Below are 20,431 nucleotides of genomic sequence, written 5' to 3'. Positions count from 1 at the left end.
CCCCTCCATGGGAGCATGGCGTGGCTTCCGACAGGGTCGGCAGGCCGTCCAGCCTGGAGGGGTGGTCGAGTGGTTGATGGCTCCGGTCTTGAAAACCGGCGAATCGCAAGATTCCGTGGGTTCGAATCCCACCCCCTCCGTTCCTTCCTGCCCTGACCGCCCTTGGGCGACTCAGAGCCCCTCGGCCCGGCAGGCCTGCCGGCGCAGCCGCTCCAGGCGCTCCAGCAGCGATTCGTTGCTCATCCGGTTGTTGAGCCGCTCCGCCAGCAGCGGGAAGGCCATGGGCCCGGGGCGGGGCGGGTGCCGCTCCAGCCACTCGCTCCCCTGCAGCCGCTCCAGGGTGCCGATCAGCCGACCGAGGTCGAGCTGCTCCTCCAGCACCTCGCCGCGGGCCTGGGCCAGCAGCAGATTGCCGGGTTCATGGCGCTGGAAGACATCGAACAGCAGGGCGGCGCTGATCTGCAGCTGGCCGCCGGAGCGGGCCTGGCCGGGGTAGCCGTTGAGCACCAGGCCGCTCACCTGGGCGATGGAGCGGAAGCGGCGGCGGCAGAGCTCCGAGAGGTTCACGGCCCGCTCCAGGTCCTCCAGCAGCCCGGCGGGATCCAGCAGGCTCCCGGCGTGCTGAGCGAGCAGCTCCTCGAAGGGGTAGCCGCGGGGGGCGAGCAGCTCGAAGCCGTAGTCGTTCACCGACACCGTGAAGGTGCCGGGGTGGTGCCGGGCCAGCCGCCACGACCACAGGAAGCCGAGGCCCTCGTGCACGAAGCGGCCCTCGAAGGGGTAGGCGTAGAGATGGCTGCCCTCCCGGGTGTGGCACAGCTCCACTAGAAACTGGTGCGTGCGGGGCAGCGCGGAGAGCTGCACCTGGCGCTCCAGCAGGGGCTCCAGGGCCCGCAGCTCGGCGGTGTCCAGGTCGAAACCCGATTCGCCGTCGAGGGCGCGGGCACAGCGGTCGACCTCCCGGCGCAGGTGGGCGCTGAGCAGGTCGGAAAGGGCCATCTGGCCGCCGCCCCAGGCGGGCACCGTGGCGCTGCGGCGCGTGGTGGCCTTCACCATCGCCGTCATCTCCCGCAGCCGCACGAACTCCAGCTGGCGGCCGGCGAAGAAGAACACATCCCCCGGCTTGAGCCGGCCGACGAAGGCTTCCTCCACATGGCCCAGCACGGCGCCGCGCACGAAGCGCACGGTCACGGCCCGATCGGCGCTGATCGTGCCGATGTTGAGACGGTGCAGGCGGGCGATGGCCGGCTCCCGCACCACGTAGCGCCAGGGCCCGTCCGCTTGCGCTCCGGCAGCCGGCTCCCGCTCCAGCTTGCGGTAGCGCGGGTAGGCCCCCAGGCAGTCGCCGCCGTTCTCGAGAAAACGCAGACACCAGTCCCAGCGACGGCGCTCCAGGTGGCGGTAGCTCCAGGTGCGCCGCACCGCCGCCAGGGTGGCCTCGGGCTCGAAGCCCGGACCGCAGGCCAGGGACACCAGGTGCTGGAGCAGCACATCGAGCGGCTCCGCGGGCGGGCGGCGGTGCTCCACCAGCCCCTCCCCCAGCCCCCGGCGCATGGCCGACACCTCCAGCAGCTCCAGGGCGTTGGTGGGCATGAACAGCACCTGGGCCGTGCCGCCAGGCTGATGGGCCGAGCGGCCGGCCCGCTGCAGCAGCCGGGCCAGGTTCTTGGCGCTGCCGATCTGCACCACCCGCTCCACCGGCTGGAAGTCGACCCCCAGATCGAGGGAGCTGGTGCACACCACCCAGCGGATCGCCGCCGCCTTCACCCCCGCCTCGATGGCCTCGCGCTGGGCCCGATCAATGGCGCTGTGGTGCAGGGCCAGGGCCCCGTCCATCTCGGGGCAGGCGAAGCGCAGGCACTGGTGCCAGCGCTCGGCCTGGTTGCGGGTGTTGGTGAACAGCAGGGTGGAGACGGCCGGGTCCAGGGCGGCCACCAGCTCCTCGTACATGCGCAGCCCCAGGTGGCCGGCCCAGGGGAAGCCGTCGATCGTGTCGGGCAGCAGGCTGCGGATCTGCGTATCCCGCCGGATGCGGGCGGTGATGATCCGCAGCTCGCCGTCCACCCCCACCGCGGCCCGGGCCGCCTCCTCCAGGTTGCCGATGGTGGCGCTGATCGCCCAGGTGCGCAGGGCGGGCCGCCGGCCCCGCAGCCAGCTCAGGCAGAGCTCGGTCTGGGAGCCGCGCTTGCTGCCCATCAGCTCGTGCCACTCGTCGATCACCACCGCCTCCAGATCGGCGAACAGGGCCTCGGCCCGGGGCCCGGCCAGCAGCAGGGAGAGGGATTCGGGGGTGGTGATCAGGATCTGGGGCGGGGCCTTGAGCTGTTTGCCCCGCTCATGGCTGCTGGTGTCGCCGTTGCGCAGGCCCACCCGCAGGGGCCAGCCCATGGCCTCGATCGGCTCCCGGATCGCCAGCAGCAGGTCCCGGCTCAGGGCCCGCAGGGGCGTCAGCACCAGCAGCCGCAGGCCGCCCTCCGGCCCGGCGGCCCCGCTCTCGCTGAGCATGGCGGCGATCGGCCCCATCACGGCGGCGTAGGTCTTCCCCGAGCCGGTGGGCACCTGGATCAGGCCGCTGGCCCCCTCCAGGTAGGCGCGCCAGCACTGGCGCTGAAACGGCATCGGCCGCCAGCCGCGGCTGGTGAACCAGGCCTCGATCGGCCGCAGCGCCGCCGCGGGGGAAGGGGTCAAGGGGTCGCGGGGCGGGGACGGCTCAGGTGGAGAGCACCGCCACCACCACGGCGGCGATCGCCAGGATTACGGCCCCCAGCACCACCCCGGCGGCGATGTTGCCGCGGCGGATCTCGGCCCGGTAATCGATCGGGGAGAGGCGATCGAAGAGCAGGAGCCCGAGATAGATGAGGATGATGCCCAGAAAGGTCCAGCCGACCATCAGCAGCATCTGGAGCAGTGGTTTGACCATCCCCGCATCGCAAAGCCGGCCCCACCGTAGGGACACCCCGGAGGCCGCCCGCTGATGGGGCCGTCTTCCCCGGGCGGACAGCGGGATCCGGCTTTGCTGCTCTGGCCGCTGGCCAGCCTGCTGCTGCCGCTGCTGCCGTTGCTGGTGCTGGCGGTCTCGGCGCTGGAGTGGCCCCGACGGCTGGTGATGGTGGTGCCCGAAGGCCAAAGGGTGCTCAGCGCACCCTTCGAGCTGCGGGACGGCTGGCTGGGCAGCCCCCGGCTGACGCTGGCGGCCGAGATCCCCCCCAACAGCAGCGTCGAGCTGAATGTGGCCCTGCTCGATGGCGGCGGCCGCACCGTGCTGAGCCTCACCAAGGACGGCTGGCGGGCCAGCGGCACCTGGGCGGAGGAGGGGGAGAGCGGCACCTGGGAGGAGGGCGACGCGGGGCTGGCGCTGGCCATGCGCCCGGGCCGGAGCGGACGCTTCCAGCTGGCGGTGCAGCTGCAGGATCTGCTCGATGATGCGGGCCGTCCCCTGCCGAATCCGGTCGTGGTGCGCGGCAGCGTCCGCAACCACAGCGTCGACGTCCCCCTGCTGCTGTTCACCGCCGTGGTGACGTGGGCAACGGCGTTGGTGCTGCTCAAGGCCTGCTATGGCGTCGGCCGGGGCCGCTGGGTCCGGCGCAGTGACGATGGCATCGCCGCGATCCGCTGTGACGCCGGTGGCCCGGGCCTGGTGCGGGTGGGGGTGGTGGCGCGCTGGGAGCTGCCCCACGACGATCCGCCCCTGGGCCAGCCCCCGGTCACCGCCGCCCTGGAGCTGCGGGTCTGCGATGCCCTGGGGCGCCCCCGCCTCCAGCACCGGCAGACGCTGGCCGTGGCCCACCACTCCAGCGATGGCGACCACTGGCTCTCGGCCCGCCACGTGCTCCATCTGCGGCTGCCGGAGCCGGGCAGCCATCGCTTCCGCGTGCAGCTGCCCGAGACCTTCCGCGCCGACGGCGACCTCTGGGAGATCGAATGGCTGCGGCTCACCGTGGAGGACGGACTGCGGACGCCCCGTCCGGTCCCGGTGCTGTCCTTGGAAGTGCCGCTGGAGGGTCGTTGAGGTGATGGATGAGCGCGCGGTGCTGATGGTGCTGGCCGTGACCGTGATGGCCGCCGGCACCCTGACGGCCATCACCCGTCCCGGCCTCTGGCGCCTCGGCCAGGAGGGCACCCCTGCCGCCTCCAGCGGCGTCCGCTACGGCGGCAGCTACCGCTCCGGCCGCTGGGTGACGGCGACGCCCCGCCGGCAGGACTGGTCGGGCTTCCGGGGACGCGGACCGGGCACGGCCAAATGACGGCCTGCAGCCTGCCGGCCCTCAGCCCCCTGCAGGTGCGGGTGCTGCTGGCGGCAGCAGCCCTCTCCTCCAGCGTCAGCCTGGTGCTGGAGCTGATGCTGATCACCCAGGCCAGCTATCTGCTCGGCGACCACGCCCTGGCCACCGGCGTCGTGGTGGGCACCTTCCTGGCCGCCATGGGACTGGGGGCCTGGCTGAGCCAGTTCCTGGCCACCGGGCCCGACCCGGGCCTGGCCCTGCTGCAATGGTTTCTGGGGGTCGAACTGGCCCTGGCGCCTCTGTGCCTGCTGGCGCCCCTGGGCCTGTTCGCCCTGTTCCGGCTGGGGGGGCCGGTGTGGCTGGCTCTGGTGGTGTTCACCGTGCTGGTGGGGGCGCTCGGCGGCATGGAAGTGCCGCTGCTGACCCGGCTGCTGGAGTGCGGCCAGCAGCTGCGCGTCGCCCTGGCCCGGGTGCTGGCCCTCGATTACCTGGGCGCCCTGGTGGGGGCCCTGCTGTTTCCCCTGGTGCTGCTCCCCTGGCTGGGCCTGCTGCCCACCGCCGGCTGGCTGGCCCTGATGCCCCTGGTCAGCTGCGTGGTCATCGCCGCCGTGTTCCCGGTGGGGCGGCTCTGGCGCCGCACGATCGCCGTCGCCGTGCCCGTGGTCGCCCTGGCCGGCCTGGGGCTGGTCCCCCTCGGCGACCGGATCGAGGACGGCCTTTACGAGGATCCGGTGGTGAGCCGACTCCAGAGCCGTCACCAGCGCATCGTGCTCACCCGCCGCCGCGATGACCTGCGGCTGTTCCTCGACGGCCAGCTGCAGTTCTCCAGCCTCGACGAATACCGCTACCACGAGGCCCTGGTGCATCCGGCCATGGCCTGGCACGGCCGGCCGGCCCGGGTGCTGCTGCTGGGGGCGGGCGATGGTCTGGCCCTGCGGGAGGTGCTGCGCTGGCCCGCGGTGCGTCAGGTGGATGTGCTGGAACTCGACCCGGCCGTGGCCCGGCTGGCCCGGGAACAGCCGTTCCTGCGGCGCCTGAACGGCGCCAGCCTGGAGGACGGGCGGGTACGGCTGGTGATCGGCGATGCCTTCGATCGGGTGCGACAACTGCAGGGCACCTATGACGTGATCATCGCCGACTTCCCCGACCCGGCGACCCCGGCCCTGGCCCGTCTCTACAGCGTCACCTTCTACGGGCGGCTGCTGCGCCGGCTCGCCCCCGACGGTCTGCTGGTCACCCAGGCCTCGACACCCTTCTTCAGCCCCAGGGTGCTGGCTTCGATCCAGGCCACCCTGGCCGAGCTGCGGCTGACCACCCGCCCCTACGGCGTGGATGTGCCCAGCTTCGGGCCCTGGGGTTTCGTGATGGCCCACCGCGGCCCGCCGCGGCCGGCTCCGGCCGTGCTCCCCTTCCAGGGCCGCTGGATTGACCAGGGGCAGCTGGAGCGTCTCTTTCCCCTCAGCCGGGATCTGGCCCTGCCGCCGGGGGAACGGGTGCTGCCGAACCGGCTGCACCGACCGGTGCTGGCCGACTACCAGCGCCAGGGGCGATGGCGCGCCAACTGACCGGCAGCGGCCCTGCCATCGGCACGGGCGCCGGATGGCGGTGTCCATAAGCTGGGCCCGCCGGCCTGGATGCTCCGGCCCCCGAGCGCCCCGATGGCCGTCTGGCTTCTCCTGCTGCTGCTGCTGCTTGCCGCCGTCGCCCTGTTGCTCTTGCGGCGGGCCCGCCTGCGCCGCCGTGCCCCGCAGCTGCAGGGCCGCACCCTGTTCAACCTGACCACCGGCGACATCGTCCAGCACGACGGCCGTGACTGGGTGGTGGAGGACCGGCTGCTTTACGACGACGACGGCTTCCAGTGGCTGGAGTACCTGCTGCGGGACGGGACCGAGGGCCGCTGGCTGAGCGTCTGCGAGGACGACTGGCTGGAGGTGAGCTGGCTGGAGGACGTCCCGGCCGCCGAGCTGGAGGGTCTCACCGCTGAGTTTCCCGACCACGTCCGCTGCCGCGGCCAGCTGTATCACTTGAAGGAGTCGGGCCGGGCCTCGGTGACGGCCGCCGCCCGGGTGATGAACCGGCGGCTGACGGGCTGCCGCTACGGCGATTACGAGGGGGCCGATGGCCGGGTGTTGTCCCTGGAGCGCTGGGAGGAGGGTGATGATCCCGGACCGCCCGAGCTGAGCCTGGGCCGTCGCATCGACCCGGCGGCACCGCTGCTGCTGCCCGGGGATGGCCGCTCGGTTTACCGCTGAACGGCTGATCGCTGAGTGGTTGATCGCGGCGCGCCTGATGGCAGAGCCGGCTCCTCCAGCAGGGCCAGGGCGCTGGTCAGGCTGTCGGCGGAGTCAGGGGTGCGATCGCGGCGCCAGCGCACGATGCGGGGAAAACGCACGGCCAGGCCGCTGCGGTGGCGGGAGGAGCGCCGCAGGCCCTCGAAGCCCAGGGTGAAGACCTGCAGCGGTTCGACGGCCCGCACCGGACCGAAGCGCTCGGTGGTGTGGCGGCGGATCCAGCGGTCCAGCTCGCTGATCTCGCTGTCGTCGAGGCCCGAATAGGCCTTGGCGAAGGTCACCAGGCGGCCCTCGCCGTCCCAGAGCCCGAAGGTGTAGTCGGTGTGGAGGTTGGCGCGGCGGCCGCTGCCGGCCTGGGCGTACAGCAGCACGGCATCCAGCTCCATCGGCTCCAGCTTGTGCTTCCACCACAGCCCGCGGCGCCGGCCGACGCCGTAGGCCGAATCGAGGGCCTTGAGCATCAGCCCTTCGGCGCCCACCGATCGGGCCTGTTGGCGCAGGGTTTCCAGCTCTTCCCAGCTCCCCAGCGGCAGCACCGGGGAGAGGCGCAGGAGCCCGGCGGCGGGGGTGGAGTCCGCCTCCGGCAGCTGCCGCACCAGATCCGCCAGGGCGGCGCGGCGCCGGTTCAGGGGCTCGGGGCGCAGGTCCTGGCCCCCCTGCTCCAGCAGGTCGTAGGCCACGAAGGCGGCGGGACACTCCCGTAGCAGGCCGGCGCCGGGTTTCTGGCGCCCCAGCCGCCGCTGCAGGGGGCCGAAGCCGGCCGGCTGGCTCGCCTCGGCCGGCCAGACGGTCAGCTCCCCATCCAGCACCGTGCCCTGCCCCAGCAACGCGGCGAGCCCCTCCAGCTCGGGGAAGCTGCCGTTGATCAGCTCCTCCCCCCGGCTCCAGAGAAAGGTCTGGTTGTCACGGCGGATCAGCTGGGCCCGGATCCCGTCCCACTTCCACTCCACCTGCCAGTCGGCGGGGTCGGTGGTAGCGAGGCGCTCTGGCTCCAAAGGGGAGGCCAGGCAGAAGGGATAGGGCCGGCTGATCGGGGCGGCGGCGCCGGCCTCCAGGGGCGCCAGCAGGGCCTCCATCGCCGCGGCGGAGGGTTCGAAACCGCCCATCAGCCGGTGGGCCAGTTCCGCCTCCTCGAGCCCTGCCACCTCCGCCAGTGCCCGGGTGACCAGGCCGCCGGCCACCCCCACCCGGAAGCCGCCGGTGAGCAGCTTGTTGAACAGAAAGACCTGCCCCTCGGGCAGGCCCGCCCAGATCTCCAGCACCGCCTCCGCCTGCGCCTCGCCCTCGAGGGAGGCCAGGGCCGGCAGCCGCGTCCCCATCCATGCGGCCAGGGGCAGCGCCAGGGGCGGGGCCGGCGGCAGGGCCAGCCGGGGCAGCAGCAGGGCGATGGTCTCAGCCGAGTCCCCCACCTGGGCGTGGCAGGAATCGAACAGCCATTCCGGCAGGCCGGAGCGCTCCAGAGCGATCTGCCGCAGCCGCCGGCCGGTGATCAGCCGCCGCCGCCGCTTGCCGAGCAGCAGGGCCAGGGCCCAGGCGCCGTCGGCCGGATCGGCAGCCCGGAAGAAACCGGCAAGGGCCGCCACCCGGGCCCGGGTGCCGGCGCTGTGCTCCAGTTCCCGGAACAGGTCGGCGAACGCCTGCATCGATCAGGCCGCCGGTGTTTCCGGCAGCCCCAGCTCCCGTCGCCAGTCCGCCAGGGGCCGCTCCCAGCCCTCTTCCAGCTTGAAGGTGATCAGACAGCGGGCCTCCAGGCCCATGGCGAAGCCCCGGGCCAGGGCGCGCAGCAGGGGTTCGAGGGGTTCGTCGTCCTGAAGGGTGCCGAGCAGGCCGCCGAAGATCAGCAGCACGGCCAGGGGCGAGCGCACCTGGGCCAGGTTGAAGGCCTGCAGCCCAAGCTCGCCGGGGCCGTCGATGCCGAAACCGGTGAGCACGTGGATGATGTCGTGGGTTTCCCGCAGCCGGTGGGTGATGTACTCCGCCGCTGTGGTGATGGGCCGCGGATCGATCAGGCTTTCAGGCGTCAGATTCAGGCGCTGCAACTGCTCGGCGTAGGTCCGTCCCAGGCTGCCCTCCGGCAGGGCCGCCAGAGCGGCCATGTCGATCGGCCCGGGCCGCCAGCCCTCCGCCACCAGGGCCGCCATGGCCGGGTTCTCCAGCAGGTGACGCTGCATCTGGGTGGCCAGGGGACTGCCCTGGAGGCTGCGCGCCACGCCGAAGACGCTCTCGAGCTGCGTGGGGTTCTTCAGGAAGGCGGCAAGGCCGGCCACCATCCGCAGCGACTGCAGGCGCCGGCTGAGGTTGAAGAGCATGGGAAAGGCTGCCGACGGGATGGTCGTTCAGTCTGAAGGGCCCGCTCAGAGGGCCATGACCCTGTGGCGGCCGGCGGCCTTGGCCGCGTACATGTTCCGGTCGGCCCGCTTGAGGAACAGATCCGCATCCTCCCCGGCGCCATGGAGGGCGACGCCGATGGAGCAGGAGGGAACGATGGTGTCGTCGTTCCACCCGAACGGCTCACCGATGCTCGCCTGCAGGGCTTCGGCGATGGCGATCCCAGCATCGAGGCTGTGGATCCCATCGAGCAGCACCAGAAACTCGTCGCCGCCGATCCGTCCGACCAGGTCACCCTGGCGGATGCGGCTGGTGATCCGTTCGGCCACCGTTCTGAGCACGGCATCGCCGCAGGCGTGGCCGTAGCGGTCGTTGATGCCCTTGAAGTCGTCGCAGTCACAGAACAGCAGGGCGAGCGGCTGGGCGCTGTAGGCCCGCTGGTCGAGCAGCCGCTGCCCCAGGCAACCGAGGATCGCCGCCCGGCTGCACAGGCCCGTGAGTGGATCGGTGTTGGCCCGCTGCAGCAGCAGGCGCTCCTCCATCACCTGCTGATCCACCGGCTGCAGGGTGATCACGTAGCCGTGGGCCAGTCGCAGGGTGTTCCCCACCTGCCCCACCTCATCGGCGGTGTCGAGCCCTGTGGTGTCGAGGTCGAGCCGATCCTCGTCGCTGAGGTTCCGGACGCTGAGCTGCACCCAGCTCCAGCCCCCTTCCGGATCGGTCAGCCGCAGACGCCCCTGGCGGATCGGACCGGAGTCCGCCAGCCACTGGGAGAGATCCACCGGCTCCGGTGGATCCTCGCTGGAAACGAACAGATCGCCAAAGCGCTGCCCGAGCCACTGGTTCTGCAGCCAGCCCGTCATCGGCTGCAGCGATGGCGACACCCAGATCACCCTCTGCAGCTGGTCCAGCAGCAGCATCACATCGACGATGTTGTCAGCCAGCAGCCGGTAGAGAGTGGCGGCATCGGCCAGGCTGCGGGCCGCGCTGACCTGCTCGGTGACATCGCGCCAGCGGACGGCGAGCGTGCCGCGATCGGGTGTGATCTCGATGGCGTGGAACAGGCCCGAGGGCTGATCCTCCTGCAGGAAGGCGACGCCCTGGACGACGGTGGGGATGGTGCGCATCGCTGCGTCCACATACAGATCCAGCCAACCGCTGGGGCGCACCTGGGGGGCGACCGTCAACAGCATCTGACCGATCAGGCTGTCGCGATCATGGGCCAGGAAGGTACAGGTGGCAGGGTTGGCATCGAGGATCTGAAAGTCCTCGATGCTGCCGTCGTGGCCGTGGACCGACTGCAGCAGCAGGAAGGAGTCACTGCCGGAGTCCACGGCTGCCCGCAGTAGCCTGAGTTGCTCCATCGGACTTGGCGTTCCGAAGCGATCCGGGTGTGGACTGGGGTGCGCGGCTGTCGGGGCCGGAGCGGACCGGAGCCGAAGCTGCGGTTGATCTCCCCGGGGCTCCTGCTCATGGAGCAGGGCCTCGAAGGCATCCAGTTCCAGGGGATGGCCACAGTGAAAACCCTGGAAGCAGTCGCAGCCGAGTTGCTGCAGCATCGCGTACTGCTCCTCCGTCTCCACCCCTTCCGCCGTGCACTGCATCCCCAGACCATGGGCCAGGGCGATCGTGGTGGCCACGATCGTCTGATCCACCGTCGAGGCTGTGATGTTGCGAACGAATGTGCGATCGACCTTCAATCGGTGGACGGGCAGGGACCGCAGGATCTCCAGTGAGGAATAACCGGTACCGAAGTTGTCGATCGCGATCCGGAACCCCTGGTCAGCCAGCCGTCGTACGTGTTCACTGACCAGCAGGGGGTTGCGGATCAAGGCCGTTTCGGTGATCTCCAGTTCCAGTTGCTCCGGTCGCAGTCCATGGTCGTCAAGGGCCTCGATCAGAGTGCTGACGAACCGCCGCTGCGGACGTTCCAGCTCCGTGGGGGAGACATTCAGTGCCATCCGCGGTGGATGCAGGCCAGCGGTCTGCCAGGCATGGATCTGCCGCAGGCTCTCGCGAAGGATCCATGGCCATAACTGCAGCATCAGTCCGCTCTCTTCGGCCAGTGGCAGAAACTGACTCGGGGGTATGGACACCTTCAGCTGATTCGTCCACCGCAACAGAATCTCCCCACCGACCAGGCCATGGTCCGGAGCCACCTGGGGTTGCACCTGAAGTCTGAACTCCTGCCGATCGATGGCCTGGGACAGCCTCGATCCCAGTGCCATTCTCTCCTGGATCCTACGGCTGATGGTGCTGGAGTAGGCACACAGCTGGTTCCGACCCATGGCCTTCGCCCGCATCAGGGCTGTGTTGGCACATTGAATCAGTGGCTTGCTGTCCTGGGCATGTTCCGGATAGCAGGCAAGGCCCACGCAAAAGGTGGGATTGAGGGGCAGATCCTCCAGCAACTGCGGTTCCTCGCTCCACCCCTCTTGCAGATGCCGTGCGGCCGCCATCGCGTCGCCGATGGAGCGGATGCCATCCTCGAGAATGATCAGGAACTGGTCGCTGCTCAACCGAGCCAGCCACTTCTGCTGTCCGGCGAGTTCGCGCAGCCGGTTGGCCATGGTCCGCAGCACCCGATCGCCCACATCGGAGCCGAACGAGTCGTTGATCTCCTCGAAACCGTCCACATCCAGGCTCAGGACGGCCAGCGACGCGTTGTAGCTGCGACCGTTCAGGCGTCGACCCAGCTCCTCGAGGGTGGCGATCTTGTTGGGCAGACCCGTGAGCGGGTCGAGCATCCGCTCGCCCGCCATCGCCTGAACCAGGGCCTGGGACTGGGTGACATCCCGGAGCGTTCCCACCATGCGTAGGGGCGCGCCGCTCTGGTCATAGCTGACGTACCCCAGGACCTCCACCATCCGCTCCGACCCATCCGCAAAGCCCAGCCGATGGCGGCTGCAGAGCCGGTCGCCACGGGCCACGGCCCGGCGCAGGTCCATGGTCCAGCGCAGGCGGTCATCGGGATGCACAAGGAGGCCATAGGCGGCCAGCGTGTGGCAGGCTTCGCCGTCCTGCCGGTGGCAGAGGTGCCGCATCTGCTCCGACCAGCGCATGCGGCCATCCGAGAAGCGCAGATCCCAGACACCGACGCCGCTGATCGATGTGCCTTCCTCCAGCAGACTGAGGAGATCCAGAAGCTCGGTTTCCCGATGGCGCTGCAGGGTTTCATCCTGCACGCAACTGACGATCAACTGCCGGCCGTCCACGACCAGGACGCCGTTGCTGACAACGACATCGAGGATGGAATCGTCACTGCGGCGGTGACGGGTGTGGAAGCGGCTGCTGCCCGTGGCGATCACCTCGACCCGTCGCGCCGCCACCCAGGCGGCGTCGTGATCGGGATCGGCCTGGATGGATTCCGGAGAGAGGGCGAAGAGCTGATCGGCGCTATAGCCGAGTCGCTCCTGAGCCAGCTGATTGCAGGCAATGAAGTTCCCCTTGACCGCATCGGACACGAGCAGCTCCGTGCCCGTGAGATCGGCGATCAGGCAGAAGTCGACCAGGCGACGTCGCAGGGGGTCATCAAGATCTTCGGTGAGACCTTCGGCGAGACTTCCGGCGAGGCCCCCGCTCAGACCGACGTCCCCCATGCCAGCGCCAGTACACAACAGTCGATGGTAGAAGCTGACTGCCCCTCGGATATGGTGAGGCCGCCTGTGTCCATGACCCCGGAGGGACTTGACAACGGGTCCGTTTTTTCCCTGTTGTCGGCTTCTTCGTCGGGGTCCTGTCCCGGCGGATCGGGAAAACCTGCGGAACCAACGATTCCAGCCCTTTGAGGTCATGTCATCCGGCCATCTTCGGTGCGGCGACGCAATGGCGAATCGGTTGATCCCGCCATCCGGGGTGTCAGTTTGCGGCCGGGATGTTGACGATTCTTGATGGTGCTCAGGTCACGCCGGCCGGGGGGCCGGCTGCTGGCGTTCCCTCCCTTTCCCCCTCCAGTTCCCCTTCCCCGTTCCGCTGCCCCTCGAAGGCCCGCCCCAGGGGCTCCGCCGCCAGACCCTGCTCCTCACGCAGGTAACGGGCCAGTCCGTCGCTGTTGCCGTGGGTCACGTACACCTGCCGGGCGCCGCAGTCCCGGACCGTGCGCAGCAGCCCGTCCCAGTCGGCGTGGTCGCTGAGGGCGAAGCCCCGCTCGAAGCCGCGCCGTCGCCGCGCCCCCCGCACCGCCATCCAGCCGCTGACGAAGCCGGTCTGGGGGTTCGGGAACCGCTTCATCCATGGCGAGCGGTGGGCCGAGGGCGGCGCCAGCACCAGGCGCCCGGCCAGTGAGGCGCTGCGGGGAAGCTCGCTGAGCGGCCGCGTCGGCGGCAGCACCACCCCCTGGCTGCGGTAAGGCTCCATCAGCGCCTGCACCGCCCCGTGCAGCAGCACCTCCTCCTCCACCCCCAACGCCGCCAGTTCCGCCAGCAGCCGCTGGGCCTTGCCGAAGGCGTAGGCGAACAGCAGCGACGGCCGCTGGGGTGCCCCGCGCCACCAGGCCACGATCTCGGCCGCCACCTGCCGGCCGGGCCGCCAGCGGTAGATCGGCAGGCCGAAGGTGGCCTCAGTGATCAGCACATCGGCGCCCACCGGCTGGAACGGCGTGCAGCTGGGGTCGGCATCGCGCTTGTAGTCGCCGCTGATCAGCCAGGTTTCACCGCCGGCCGTGATCCGGATCTGGGCCGATCCCAGCACATGCCCGGCCGGATGGAACGAGACCAGCGCCTCGCCGATGCGGCGCTCCTCGCCGTAGGCCACCCCCTCCAGGTCGATGCCGGCCCCCAGTCGCTGGCGCAGCACGGCCTCCCCCGGCCTGGCCGCCCAGTAGGCGCCGCTGCCGGGCCGGGCGTGGTCGGCGTGGCCATGGGTGATCAGGGCCCTGCCCACCGGCCGCCAGGGGTCGATCCAGGCCTGGGCCGCCGGGCAGTAGAGCCCCTGGGGGGTGAGCTGGAGCAGGCCGTCGGGCGGCAGGGCCATGGCGCGCCGGTGCCGCCGCAGGGGAAGGACGGCATCCTGGCGGCCAGGGCCCGTTGACGGCGGGTGGACTCGCCACTAGCCATGGGGCAGCCACCGCCACGGGCCCGATGTCACTCGACACCCATCGCGAGGAGCTGGAGGCCACCGCGGCGGCCCTGGCCCGGGCGGGCAGCGGCCTGCTGGCGGCGGACGAATCCACCGGCACGATCGGCAAGCGGTTCGCGGCGATCGGCCTCGAGAACAGCGAGGAGAACCGCCGCGCCTACCGCACCCTGCTGGCCACCACACCCGGTCTGGGGGCCTCGATCAGCGGCGTGATCCTGTACGAGGAAACCCTGTACCAGCCGGCCGCCCCCATCCCTGGCCGCCCGGCCGGCTCGATCCTCGATCTGTTCCTGGAGCAGGGGCTGGTGGTGGGAATCAAGCTGGATCTCGGGGTGGAGCCCCTGGCCGGTGGACTCCCTGGTGAGACCTGGTGTACAGGCCTGCGGGGGTTGCAGGAGCGGGCGGCACGGGCCTACGCCCGAGGTGCCCGTTTCGCCAAGTGGCGGGCGGTGCTGCGCATCAGCGCCGACGGCTGTCCTTCTGAGCTGTGCGTGCGTGAGAACGCCTGGGGGCTGGCCCGCTATGCCCGCACGGCCCAGGAGGAGGGCCTGGTCCCGATCGTCGAGCCCGAGATCCTGATGGATGGCGACCACGACATCCTCACCACCGCCGCGGTGCAGGAGTGGGTGCTGCGCAGCGTGTACGAGGCCCTGGGCCAGAACGGCGTGTTCCTGGAGGGCACCCTGCTCAAACCCTCGATGACGCTCCCCGGAGCCGGGGCTGCCGATCGATCCAGCTCCGAGCAGGTGGCGGCCTTCACGGTGCGCACCCTGCGCCGCAGCGTGCCTCCTGCCGTTCCGGCGATTCTGTTTCTCTCGGGGGGCCTGGGGGAGGAGGAGGCCAGCGTGCTGCTCTCGGCGATTCACGCCGCGGACCCGGAGGCTCCCTGGCACCTGGGCTTCTCCTACGGCCGGGCCCTGCAGCACTCCTGCCTCAGCCACTGGAAGGGAAGCGACACGGCGGCGGGCCAGGCGGCCCTGCTGGCACGCGCGAGGGCCAACGGCGCGGCGGCACGCGGGGCCTACGTGGCCGGCTCCGAACCTTCCGCCGATGGCGGCTCCCTGTTCGTGGCCAACTACAGCTACTGAGCTCCCACCGAGCCCCTGCCCCCGGGCCGGCCCCTCAGGCGCTCATCGCCAGCATGCGTTCGATCGGCACCAGGGCGCGCTGGCGGATCTCCTCGTCGAGCTCGATCGCCGGCGCCATGGTGTGGAGACACTGCCAAAGCTTCTCCAGGGTGTTCAGCCGCATGTAGGGGCAGGCGTTGCAGCTGCAGCCGTCGGCGCCCGGCACCTCGTGGAAGGTCTTCCCGGGGGCACGCTGACGCATCTGATGGAGGATGCCCGGCTCGGTGAGCACGACGAAGGAGGGGGCCGGGCTGGTCTGGGTGCGCTGCAGCAGCTTGCTGGTGGAGCCGATGAAGTCGGCAAGATCGAGCAGGTGCTGCTGACACTCCGGATGGGCGATCACCTCGGCCTCGGGGTGTTCCTGGCGCAGGCGCAGCAGGGCCTGCTCGCTGAAGGTCTCGTGGACGATGCAGCTGCCGGGCCAGAGGGTGAGCTCCCGGCCGCTCTGGCGGGCCACCCAGCGCCCCAGGTTCTGGTCGGGGGCGAACAGGATCGGGCGATCGGCCGGCAGCTGCTGCACCAGGTGAACCGCATTGCTGCTGGTGCAGATCAGGTCGCTCTGGGCTTTCACCGCCGCGGAGCAGTTGATGTAGCTCACCACGAGATGGTCGGGGTGGCGCTGGCGGAAGTCGGCGAAGGCGTCGGCGGGACAGGCGTCGGCGAGGCTGCAGCCGGCCTCCAGGTCGGGCAGCAGCACCGTGCGGCCGGGATTGAGGATCTTGGCGGTCTCCGCCATGAAGTGGACGCCGCAGAAGACGATCACCTCGGCGTCGGTGCTGGCGGCGCGGCGGGCGAGCTCAAGGGAGTCACCGATGAAATCGGCGCCGTCCTGGATGGCGTCGTCCTGGTAGTAGTGGGCCAGGATGATGGCGTTGCGCTCGGTCTTGAGCGTTTGGATCGCAGCGGCCAGCTCAGCACGGGGCGGACAGGCCTCAGGGCTGGGTTGGGGCGTGTGGGTCAGCGTCTGCGTGAAGACCAACCGATGCCCCTTCTCATGCACGATGATCCCACTCTAGGAAGCGGTCGGTATTGGCTGAGCTGAACATCGCCATCGCGGGGGATCTGCACGACCAGTGGGATCGCAGTGACCACGACGTGCTGGATCGGATCCGTCCGGATGCCCTGCTGCTGGTGGGTGACCTCAGCGACGGCAAGTGCCGCATCCCCGAACTGCTCGCCACCCTGGAGCTGCCGATCGCCTGCGTGCTCGGCAACCACGATGCCGGCAAGGACGGCAGCGGCCGCACCCTGCGCCGCCAGCTGGAGCTGCTCGGCGAGCGCCACTGCGGCTGGGGACTGAGGGAATTGCGGCCCCCGGGGCTGGCGGTGGTGGGCGCCCGTCCCGGCACCGCCGGCGGCGGCTTCCACCTCTCGAAGGCGGTGCGATCGGTCTATGGACCGGTGGGCCTGCAGGAGTCCGCCGAACGCATCAGCCGGGCGGCCCTGGCCGCCGATCCCGAGCTGCCGCTAATCCTGCTGGCCCATTCCGGCCCCAGCGGCCTGGGCACCCAGGTCGACGACCCCTGCGGCCGCGACTGGAAGGCCCCCGCCTGCGACTGGGGGGATCAGGATCTGGCCCTGGCGGCGGATCAGATCCGCCGCCGCCGCCCCCTGCCGCTGGTGGTGTTCGGCCACATGCACCACGCCCTCTGCCATCACCAGGGGGAACGGCTCAGCTTCCGACGCGACGCCCAGGGCACCGCCTTCCTCAACACCGCCTGCGTGCCCCGCCACGGCGTGGACCAGCAGGGCAGGGCCCTGCGTCACTTCAGCTGGGTGGTTTTCGCCGATGGCGACCTGCGCCACATCAGCCACCGCTGGTATGGCATTGATGGCGCCCTCCATTACGAGCAGACCCTCTGGACGGCGGCCCTGCCGGCGGCCGGGGTGCTGAGTCCTTGCTGATCCACGCCTGCGTCAGCAGCCATGGCTTCGGCCACGGCTCCCGCACGGCGTCGGTGCTCTGCGAACTGGCCGCCCTCCGGCCCGACTGGCGGCTGGTGGTCTCCACCGGGCTGCCGCCGGCGTTCCTGGAACTCTCCTTCGGTCCGGTGCCCTTCGAGCGGCGCCCCTGCCACTGGGACGTGGGGGTGATTCAGGCCGATGCCCTCGGAGCCGATGCCGCCGCCACCTTGACGGCCCTTGAGCGGCTGGAGGAGGAGCTGCCGGCGCAGGTGGAGCGCGAGGCCCGCTGGCTGGAGGCCCAGCGGCAGACGATTCTGGTGCTGGGGGACGTGCCCCCGGCGGCGGCCCTGCTGGCCCGGCGGTTGCGGGCGCCGCTCGTGTGGCTGGCCAGCTTCGGCTGGGACGCGATCCATGCCCCGATGGGCCCGGCCTTCGCTCCCTGGGTCGATCGGCACCGGCAGCTCTATGGCCAGGGCGATCTGCTGCTCCATTGCCCCCTCTCCCTGCCGATGGACTGGGGGGTGCCCAAGGTGCAGCTGGGCCTGACCAGTTCCCGGCCCCGGCTCGATGCCGAGCCGTTGGCCCGGAAGCTGGCCCTGCCGGCGGACCGGGAGCGGGTGGTGCTCATCAGCTTCGGGGGCCTGGGCATGGCCATCGATCCGGCGCTGCTGGCCCGCTGGCCCGAGCATGTGTTCATCGGACCGGAGCCGCTGCTGGCCACGGTGGCCAACGGCCGCTGCCTGCCGCAGGGGGTGCGCCCCCTCGACCTGATGCCCCTGGCCGGACGGCTGATCACCAAGCCCGGCTACAGCAGCTTCTGCGAGGCCCTCAGCCAGGGGGTGGGCATCCATCTGGTGCACCGGAGCGGCTTCGCGGAAGCGCCGGTGCTGGAGGAGGACCTGCGGAACCACGGCTGGCACCGGCTGCTCAGCCAGGAGGCCTTCCGACGGGGCGACTGGGAGCTGGACCAGCCCCTGGAGCCCCCCCGACGCGGCCCCCTGGCGGACGACGGGGCGGCCACCGCCGCCCGGACGCTCGTGTCCTGGCTGGAGGGACGATCAGCACTGCCTATGGGGCAGGGCTTCAGGATTTGATCATCTGTACAACGAATCCGGGAAAAATCAGTCCCTGGCTGTAATCGGAATGCGGAACGTCATTCTTGATACAAGTAGACAGTTGTTCGACCGTCACAAATAAGGAATCGATTCTGCTGATTTATCGGCAAATTACCGCCAACTCCCGGCGGCATGAAGTCATTTTCTCTGCCACGGGATCACTGGTTCTTCCTGTTGCCGTTCTCCAGAAGACCTGGTCTCACCAAGCACATCAAGCCGGCTGACTCTGTTGTCCCTGCAACAGATCTCCCCACACTTGTCCCTTCACGACCTCTCCTCTTGCCGAACCTTCAGCGCACCCCCCTGCTGCTCGCCATCGCCGGACTGGGTCTGAGCCTGGCCGGTCCTGTCAGGGCTGCGGAGGGCTCACCCAACTGGGGGGGGCGCCCCGCAGCTGCCGCTGCCATCCCGGTGGCGATGCTCAGCCCGCTGCCGGCCGCCCCACGGGTCTTCGCCATCACCCCCGAGCGTCGCGCCCTGCTCAACACGATCCGCTACGCCGAGGGGACCTGGGCCAACGGCCAGGAGATCGGCTATCGGATTCTCTTCGGCGGCAGTCTGTTCAATTCCCTGGATCGCCATCCCAACCGCGTCATGCGCACGGCCCGCTATGCCAGTGCCGCCGCCGGGGCCTACCAGTTCATGCCCCCGACCTGGGACATGGTCACCCGAGCCATCGGCGTGCGCGATTTCGGACCGGAGTCCCAGGACCAGGCCGCCCTGTTTCTCGTGCAGCGCCGCGGTGCCCTGCACCTGGCCGACCGCGGCGAGCTGAGCGCCGACCTCGTCGCCCGTCTCGCTCCCGAGTGGGCCTCGTTCCCGACCCTGGCCGGCCGCAGCTTCTACGGCCAGCCGGTCAAGCGCCTCAACGACCTGCGCCGCTTCTACGAGCAGAACCTGGCCCAGCTGCGCAGGGAAGCCGCCTCCGTCTGGGAGGACGTGGCCATCCGGCAGGTGCCCCCGCCCTGCAACGACGACAGCCTCTCCTGTCAGCTGGAGCGCGCCAGCACTCCGGCCAGCACAGCCCCCTGAACGCTCAGCTCTCCCCCTTGCCCTCCAGCCGCACCCCTCCGAGGGTCTTCTGGGCAATCAGGTAAGCCAGCACCGCAGCTCCGAGGAAGCCCAGCACGTTGCGCAGCAGCGGCAGCAGGTCGTGGGTGCGGGTGATGATCGGCCCCATGCCCAGGGCCACGAACAGGATCACCCACAGGGGTGAGAGCAGCAGCACCCAGGTCCATTCCACCTTTCGACCCTCCTGGCGGGGGAAGGCGGCGAATCCCACGATCAGTCCCCCCAGGATCGAGGTGCACAGGGTCAGGATCCACTGCTCCTGGGGCAGGCCGGGCACCACCTGGCAGCCGCCGATCGCCAGGCAGCCCTTCACGGCGTGGATGGCGGAGAGGATCGAACCATCCTCGCCGTGGTCCCGCACGTAGAACTGGTTGCCGTAGCGGGTCTGGAGCTCCACCCAGAAGGTGCGGGGCATCAGGGCGAACAGGGCTTCGCCGACGTTGAAGTTGAGCAGGTTGCCGCCGCGGGGATCGGCCACCAGCAGCAGGCTGCGCTCATCGAGATCCCAGAAGCCCTTGACCGCCAGGCCGGGGGTGCGCTCGTACTGGGTCAGCACCCGCAGCTTCCAGCCGCTGGTGGCTTCGAAATCCTCCAGTTCGCTCTCCAGGGCGCCCCGCTCGCCATCGGTGAGGGCCTTGGCCAGGTCGATCACCGGGGTTGGGTGATCGGGCAGCAGCTGGGGGTTGTCCGCCGCCAGAACAGGGCTGCCGCCGCCCGGCAGCAGCCAGGTGACGAGCACGAGGCAGGCCGTGGCCAGGGCGGCCCCGAGTCGCCGCGTGAGGGCGGCGCGTCGCTCGGGCCTCCGCCCCTGCGGTTGCCGAAACCTGGCACCAGAACCCTTTGTCGCCCCTGATCCCGTTGCCCCGTCAGCCGCCATCCCCATCGTTCCGTCATCCATCGGTCAGCATTCTCACCGAGTCCCCCCACGTCGCGTGACCACGCCCCACCCCGGCTCCCCGGCGGTTCCTGACTGGCTGGCCCAGCGACTGCGGGCGGCGGGAGGTTCGGTGCCGTTCCTCGACTACATGGACTGGGCCCTGCACGACCCGGACCATGGCGCCTACGGCAGCGGCCGGCTCCAGATCGGGCCCGGGGGGGATTTCGCCACGTCCCCCTCCCTGGGGGAGGAGTTCGCCCGCCTGCTGGCCCCCCAGGTGGCCCAGTGGCTGGCCCTGCTGCCCGCTGACGAACCCCTGACCCTGGTGGAGACTGGACCGGGGGAGGGGCAGCTGGCCCAGCAGCTGGCCGCAGCGCTCCATGCCGGCTGGCCCGCCCTGGCCGGTCGCACCGAGCTGCTG

16 protein-coding genes, 1 tRNA gene and 1 pseudogene are annotated in these 20,431 nt (G+C 70.6%); 10 read left to right on the top strand and 8 right to left on the bottom strand.

The features are described from left to right. Nucleotides 1-55: 55 nt before the first annotated feature. Nucleotides 56-140, top strand: a tRNA-Ser gene (locus VB737_RS08760). Nucleotides 141-171: 31 nt separating this feature from the next. On the opposite strand, the gene VB737_RS08755 is transcribed toward VB737_RS08760, so the two are convergent. Next, nucleotides 172-2,685 carry a ligase-associated DNA damage response DEXH box helicase gene (locus VB737_RS08755; RefSeq protein ID WP_500312477.1) on the bottom strand — a complete coding sequence of 838 codons (2,514 nt, stop codon included), beginning with the start codon at nt 2,683-2,685 and terminating at the stop codon, nt 172-174. A 22-nt stretch (nt 2,686-2,707) separates the two neighbouring features. Next, entirely contained in the window at nt 2,708-2,917 is a 210-nt protein-coding gene (locus tag VB737_RS08750; RefSeq protein WP_216908808.1) for a DUF350 domain-containing protein, read from the bottom strand. 54 nt (nt 2,918-2,971) lie between these two features. Here VB737_RS08750 and VB737_RS08745 point away from each other — a divergent pair, with 54 nt between their 5' ends. The 4 genes from VB737_RS08745 to VB737_RS08730 all read left to right on the top strand — a co-directional run bounded on the left by VB737_RS08745 (nt 2,972) and on the right by VB737_RS08730 (nt 6,472). Further along, a complete protein-coding gene (locus VB737_RS08745) occupies nt 2,972-4,006 on the top strand; it encodes a hypothetical protein (RefSeq protein WP_500312476.1) in 1,035 nt (344 codons plus the stop codon). Nucleotides 4,007-4,010: 4 nt separating this feature from the next. Continuing rightward, entirely contained in the window at nt 4,011-4,241 is a 231-nt protein-coding gene (locus tag VB737_RS08740; RefSeq protein WP_500312475.1) for a hypothetical protein, read from the top strand. Beyond that, nucleotides 4,238-5,785 (top strand): polyamine aminopropyltransferase, encoded by a 1,548-nt coding sequence (locus VB737_RS08735; RefSeq protein WP_500312474.1) that lies wholly within the window; start codon nt 4,238-4,240, stop codon nt 5,783-5,785. Before VB737_RS08740 ends, VB737_RS08735 begins: the two co-directional genes overlap by 4 nt. Nucleotides 5,786-5,878: 93 nt before the next feature. After that, on the top strand, nt 5,879-6,472 hold the full coding sequence (locus VB737_RS08730) for a DUF4178 domain-containing protein (RefSeq protein WP_500312473.1): 594 nt from the start codon (nt 5,879-5,881) through the stop codon (nt 6,470-6,472). Here the strand turns inward: VB737_RS08730 and VB737_RS08725 are convergent. The 4 genes from VB737_RS08725 to VB737_RS08710 form a co-directional block, all read right to left on the bottom strand. Continuing rightward, the gene (locus VB737_RS08725; RefSeq protein ID WP_500312472.1) at nt 6,463-8,154 is read right to left on the bottom strand and encodes an ATP-dependent DNA ligase; all 1,692 of its coding nucleotides are present in this window, start codon (nt 8,152-8,154) and stop codon (nt 6,463-6,465) included. The genes VB737_RS08730 and VB737_RS08725 overlap by 10 nt on opposite strands. A gap of 3 nt (nt 8,155-8,157) precedes the next feature. Beyond that, a complete protein-coding gene (locus VB737_RS08720) occupies nt 8,158-8,820 on the bottom strand; it encodes a Coq4 family protein (RefSeq protein WP_500312471.1) in 663 nt (220 codons plus the stop codon). A gap of 45 nt (nt 8,821-8,865) precedes the next feature. Further along, nucleotides 8,866-12,438, bottom strand: coding sequence for a bifunctional diguanylate cyclase/phosphodiesterase (locus VB737_RS08715; protein ID WP_500312470.1), 3,573 nt, complete (start codon nt 12,436-12,438; stop codon nt 8,866-8,868). 298 nt (nt 12,439-12,736) lie between these two features. Then, a complete protein-coding gene (locus VB737_RS08710) occupies nt 12,737-13,810 on the bottom strand; it encodes a ligase-associated DNA damage response exonuclease (protein WP_500312469.1) in 1,074 nt (357 codons plus the stop codon). A 107-nt stretch (nt 13,811-13,917) separates the two neighbouring features. Between VB737_RS08710 and VB737_RS08705 the strand changes: the two genes are divergently transcribed. Next, the gene (locus VB737_RS08705; protein ID WP_500312468.1) at nt 13,918-15,003 is read left to right on the top strand and encodes a class I fructose-bisphosphate aldolase; all 1,086 of its coding nucleotides are present in this window, start codon (nt 13,918-13,920) and stop codon (nt 15,001-15,003) included. 34 nt (nt 15,004-15,037) lie between these two features. On the opposite strand, the gene nadA is transcribed toward VB737_RS08705, so the two are convergent. Continuing rightward, nucleotides 15,038-16,003 (bottom strand): quinolinate synthase NadA, encoded by a 966-nt coding sequence (nadA, locus tag VB737_RS08700; RefSeq protein WP_500312483.1) that lies wholly within the window; start codon nt 16,001-16,003, stop codon nt 15,038-15,040. A gap of 68 nt (nt 16,004-16,071) precedes the next feature. Between nadA and VB737_RS08695 the strand changes: the two genes are divergently transcribed. The 3 genes from VB737_RS08695 to VB737_RS08685 all read left to right on the top strand — a co-directional run bounded on the left by VB737_RS08695 (nt 16,072) and on the right by VB737_RS08685 (nt 19,094). Continuing rightward, nucleotides 16,072-16,947 carry a TIGR04168 family protein gene (locus VB737_RS08695; protein ID WP_500312467.1) on the top strand — a complete coding sequence of 292 codons (876 nt, stop codon included), beginning with the start codon at nt 16,072-16,074 and terminating at the stop codon, nt 16,945-16,947. Then, a complete protein-coding gene (locus VB737_RS08690) occupies nt 16,941-18,041 on the top strand; it encodes a hypothetical protein (protein WP_500312466.1) in 1,101 nt (366 codons plus the stop codon). Before VB737_RS08695 ends, VB737_RS08690 begins: the two co-directional genes overlap by 7 nt. A gap of 300 nt (nt 18,042-18,341) precedes the next feature. Beyond that, entirely contained in the window at nt 18,342-19,094 is a 753-nt protein-coding gene (locus VB737_RS08685; RefSeq protein ID WP_500312465.1) for a glycoside hydrolase family 24 protein, read from the top strand. A gap of 4 nt (nt 19,095-19,098) precedes the next feature. Here the strand turns inward: VB737_RS08685 and VB737_RS08680 are convergent, their stop codons facing one another. Continuing rightward, a complete protein-coding gene (locus VB737_RS08680; RefSeq protein WP_500312464.1) occupies nt 19,099-19,872 on the bottom strand; it encodes a TPM domain-containing protein in 774 nt (257 codons plus the stop codon). Between the two features lie 193 nt (nt 19,873-20,065). Between VB737_RS08680 and VB737_RS08675 the strand changes: the two are divergent. Beyond that, nucleotides 20,066-20,431 (top strand): annotated as a pseudogene (locus VB737_RS08675) (class I SAM-dependent methyltransferase); the annotation flags it as partial.

Origin of the sequence: Synechococcus sp. BA-120 BA3 (assembly GCF_034931285.1) — a bacterium.
Taxonomy (GTDB): Bacteria; Cyanobacteriota; Cyanobacteriia; order PCC-6307; family Cyanobiaceae; genus Cyanobium.
This window is presented reverse-complemented; position numbering and strand designations above follow the sequence as displayed.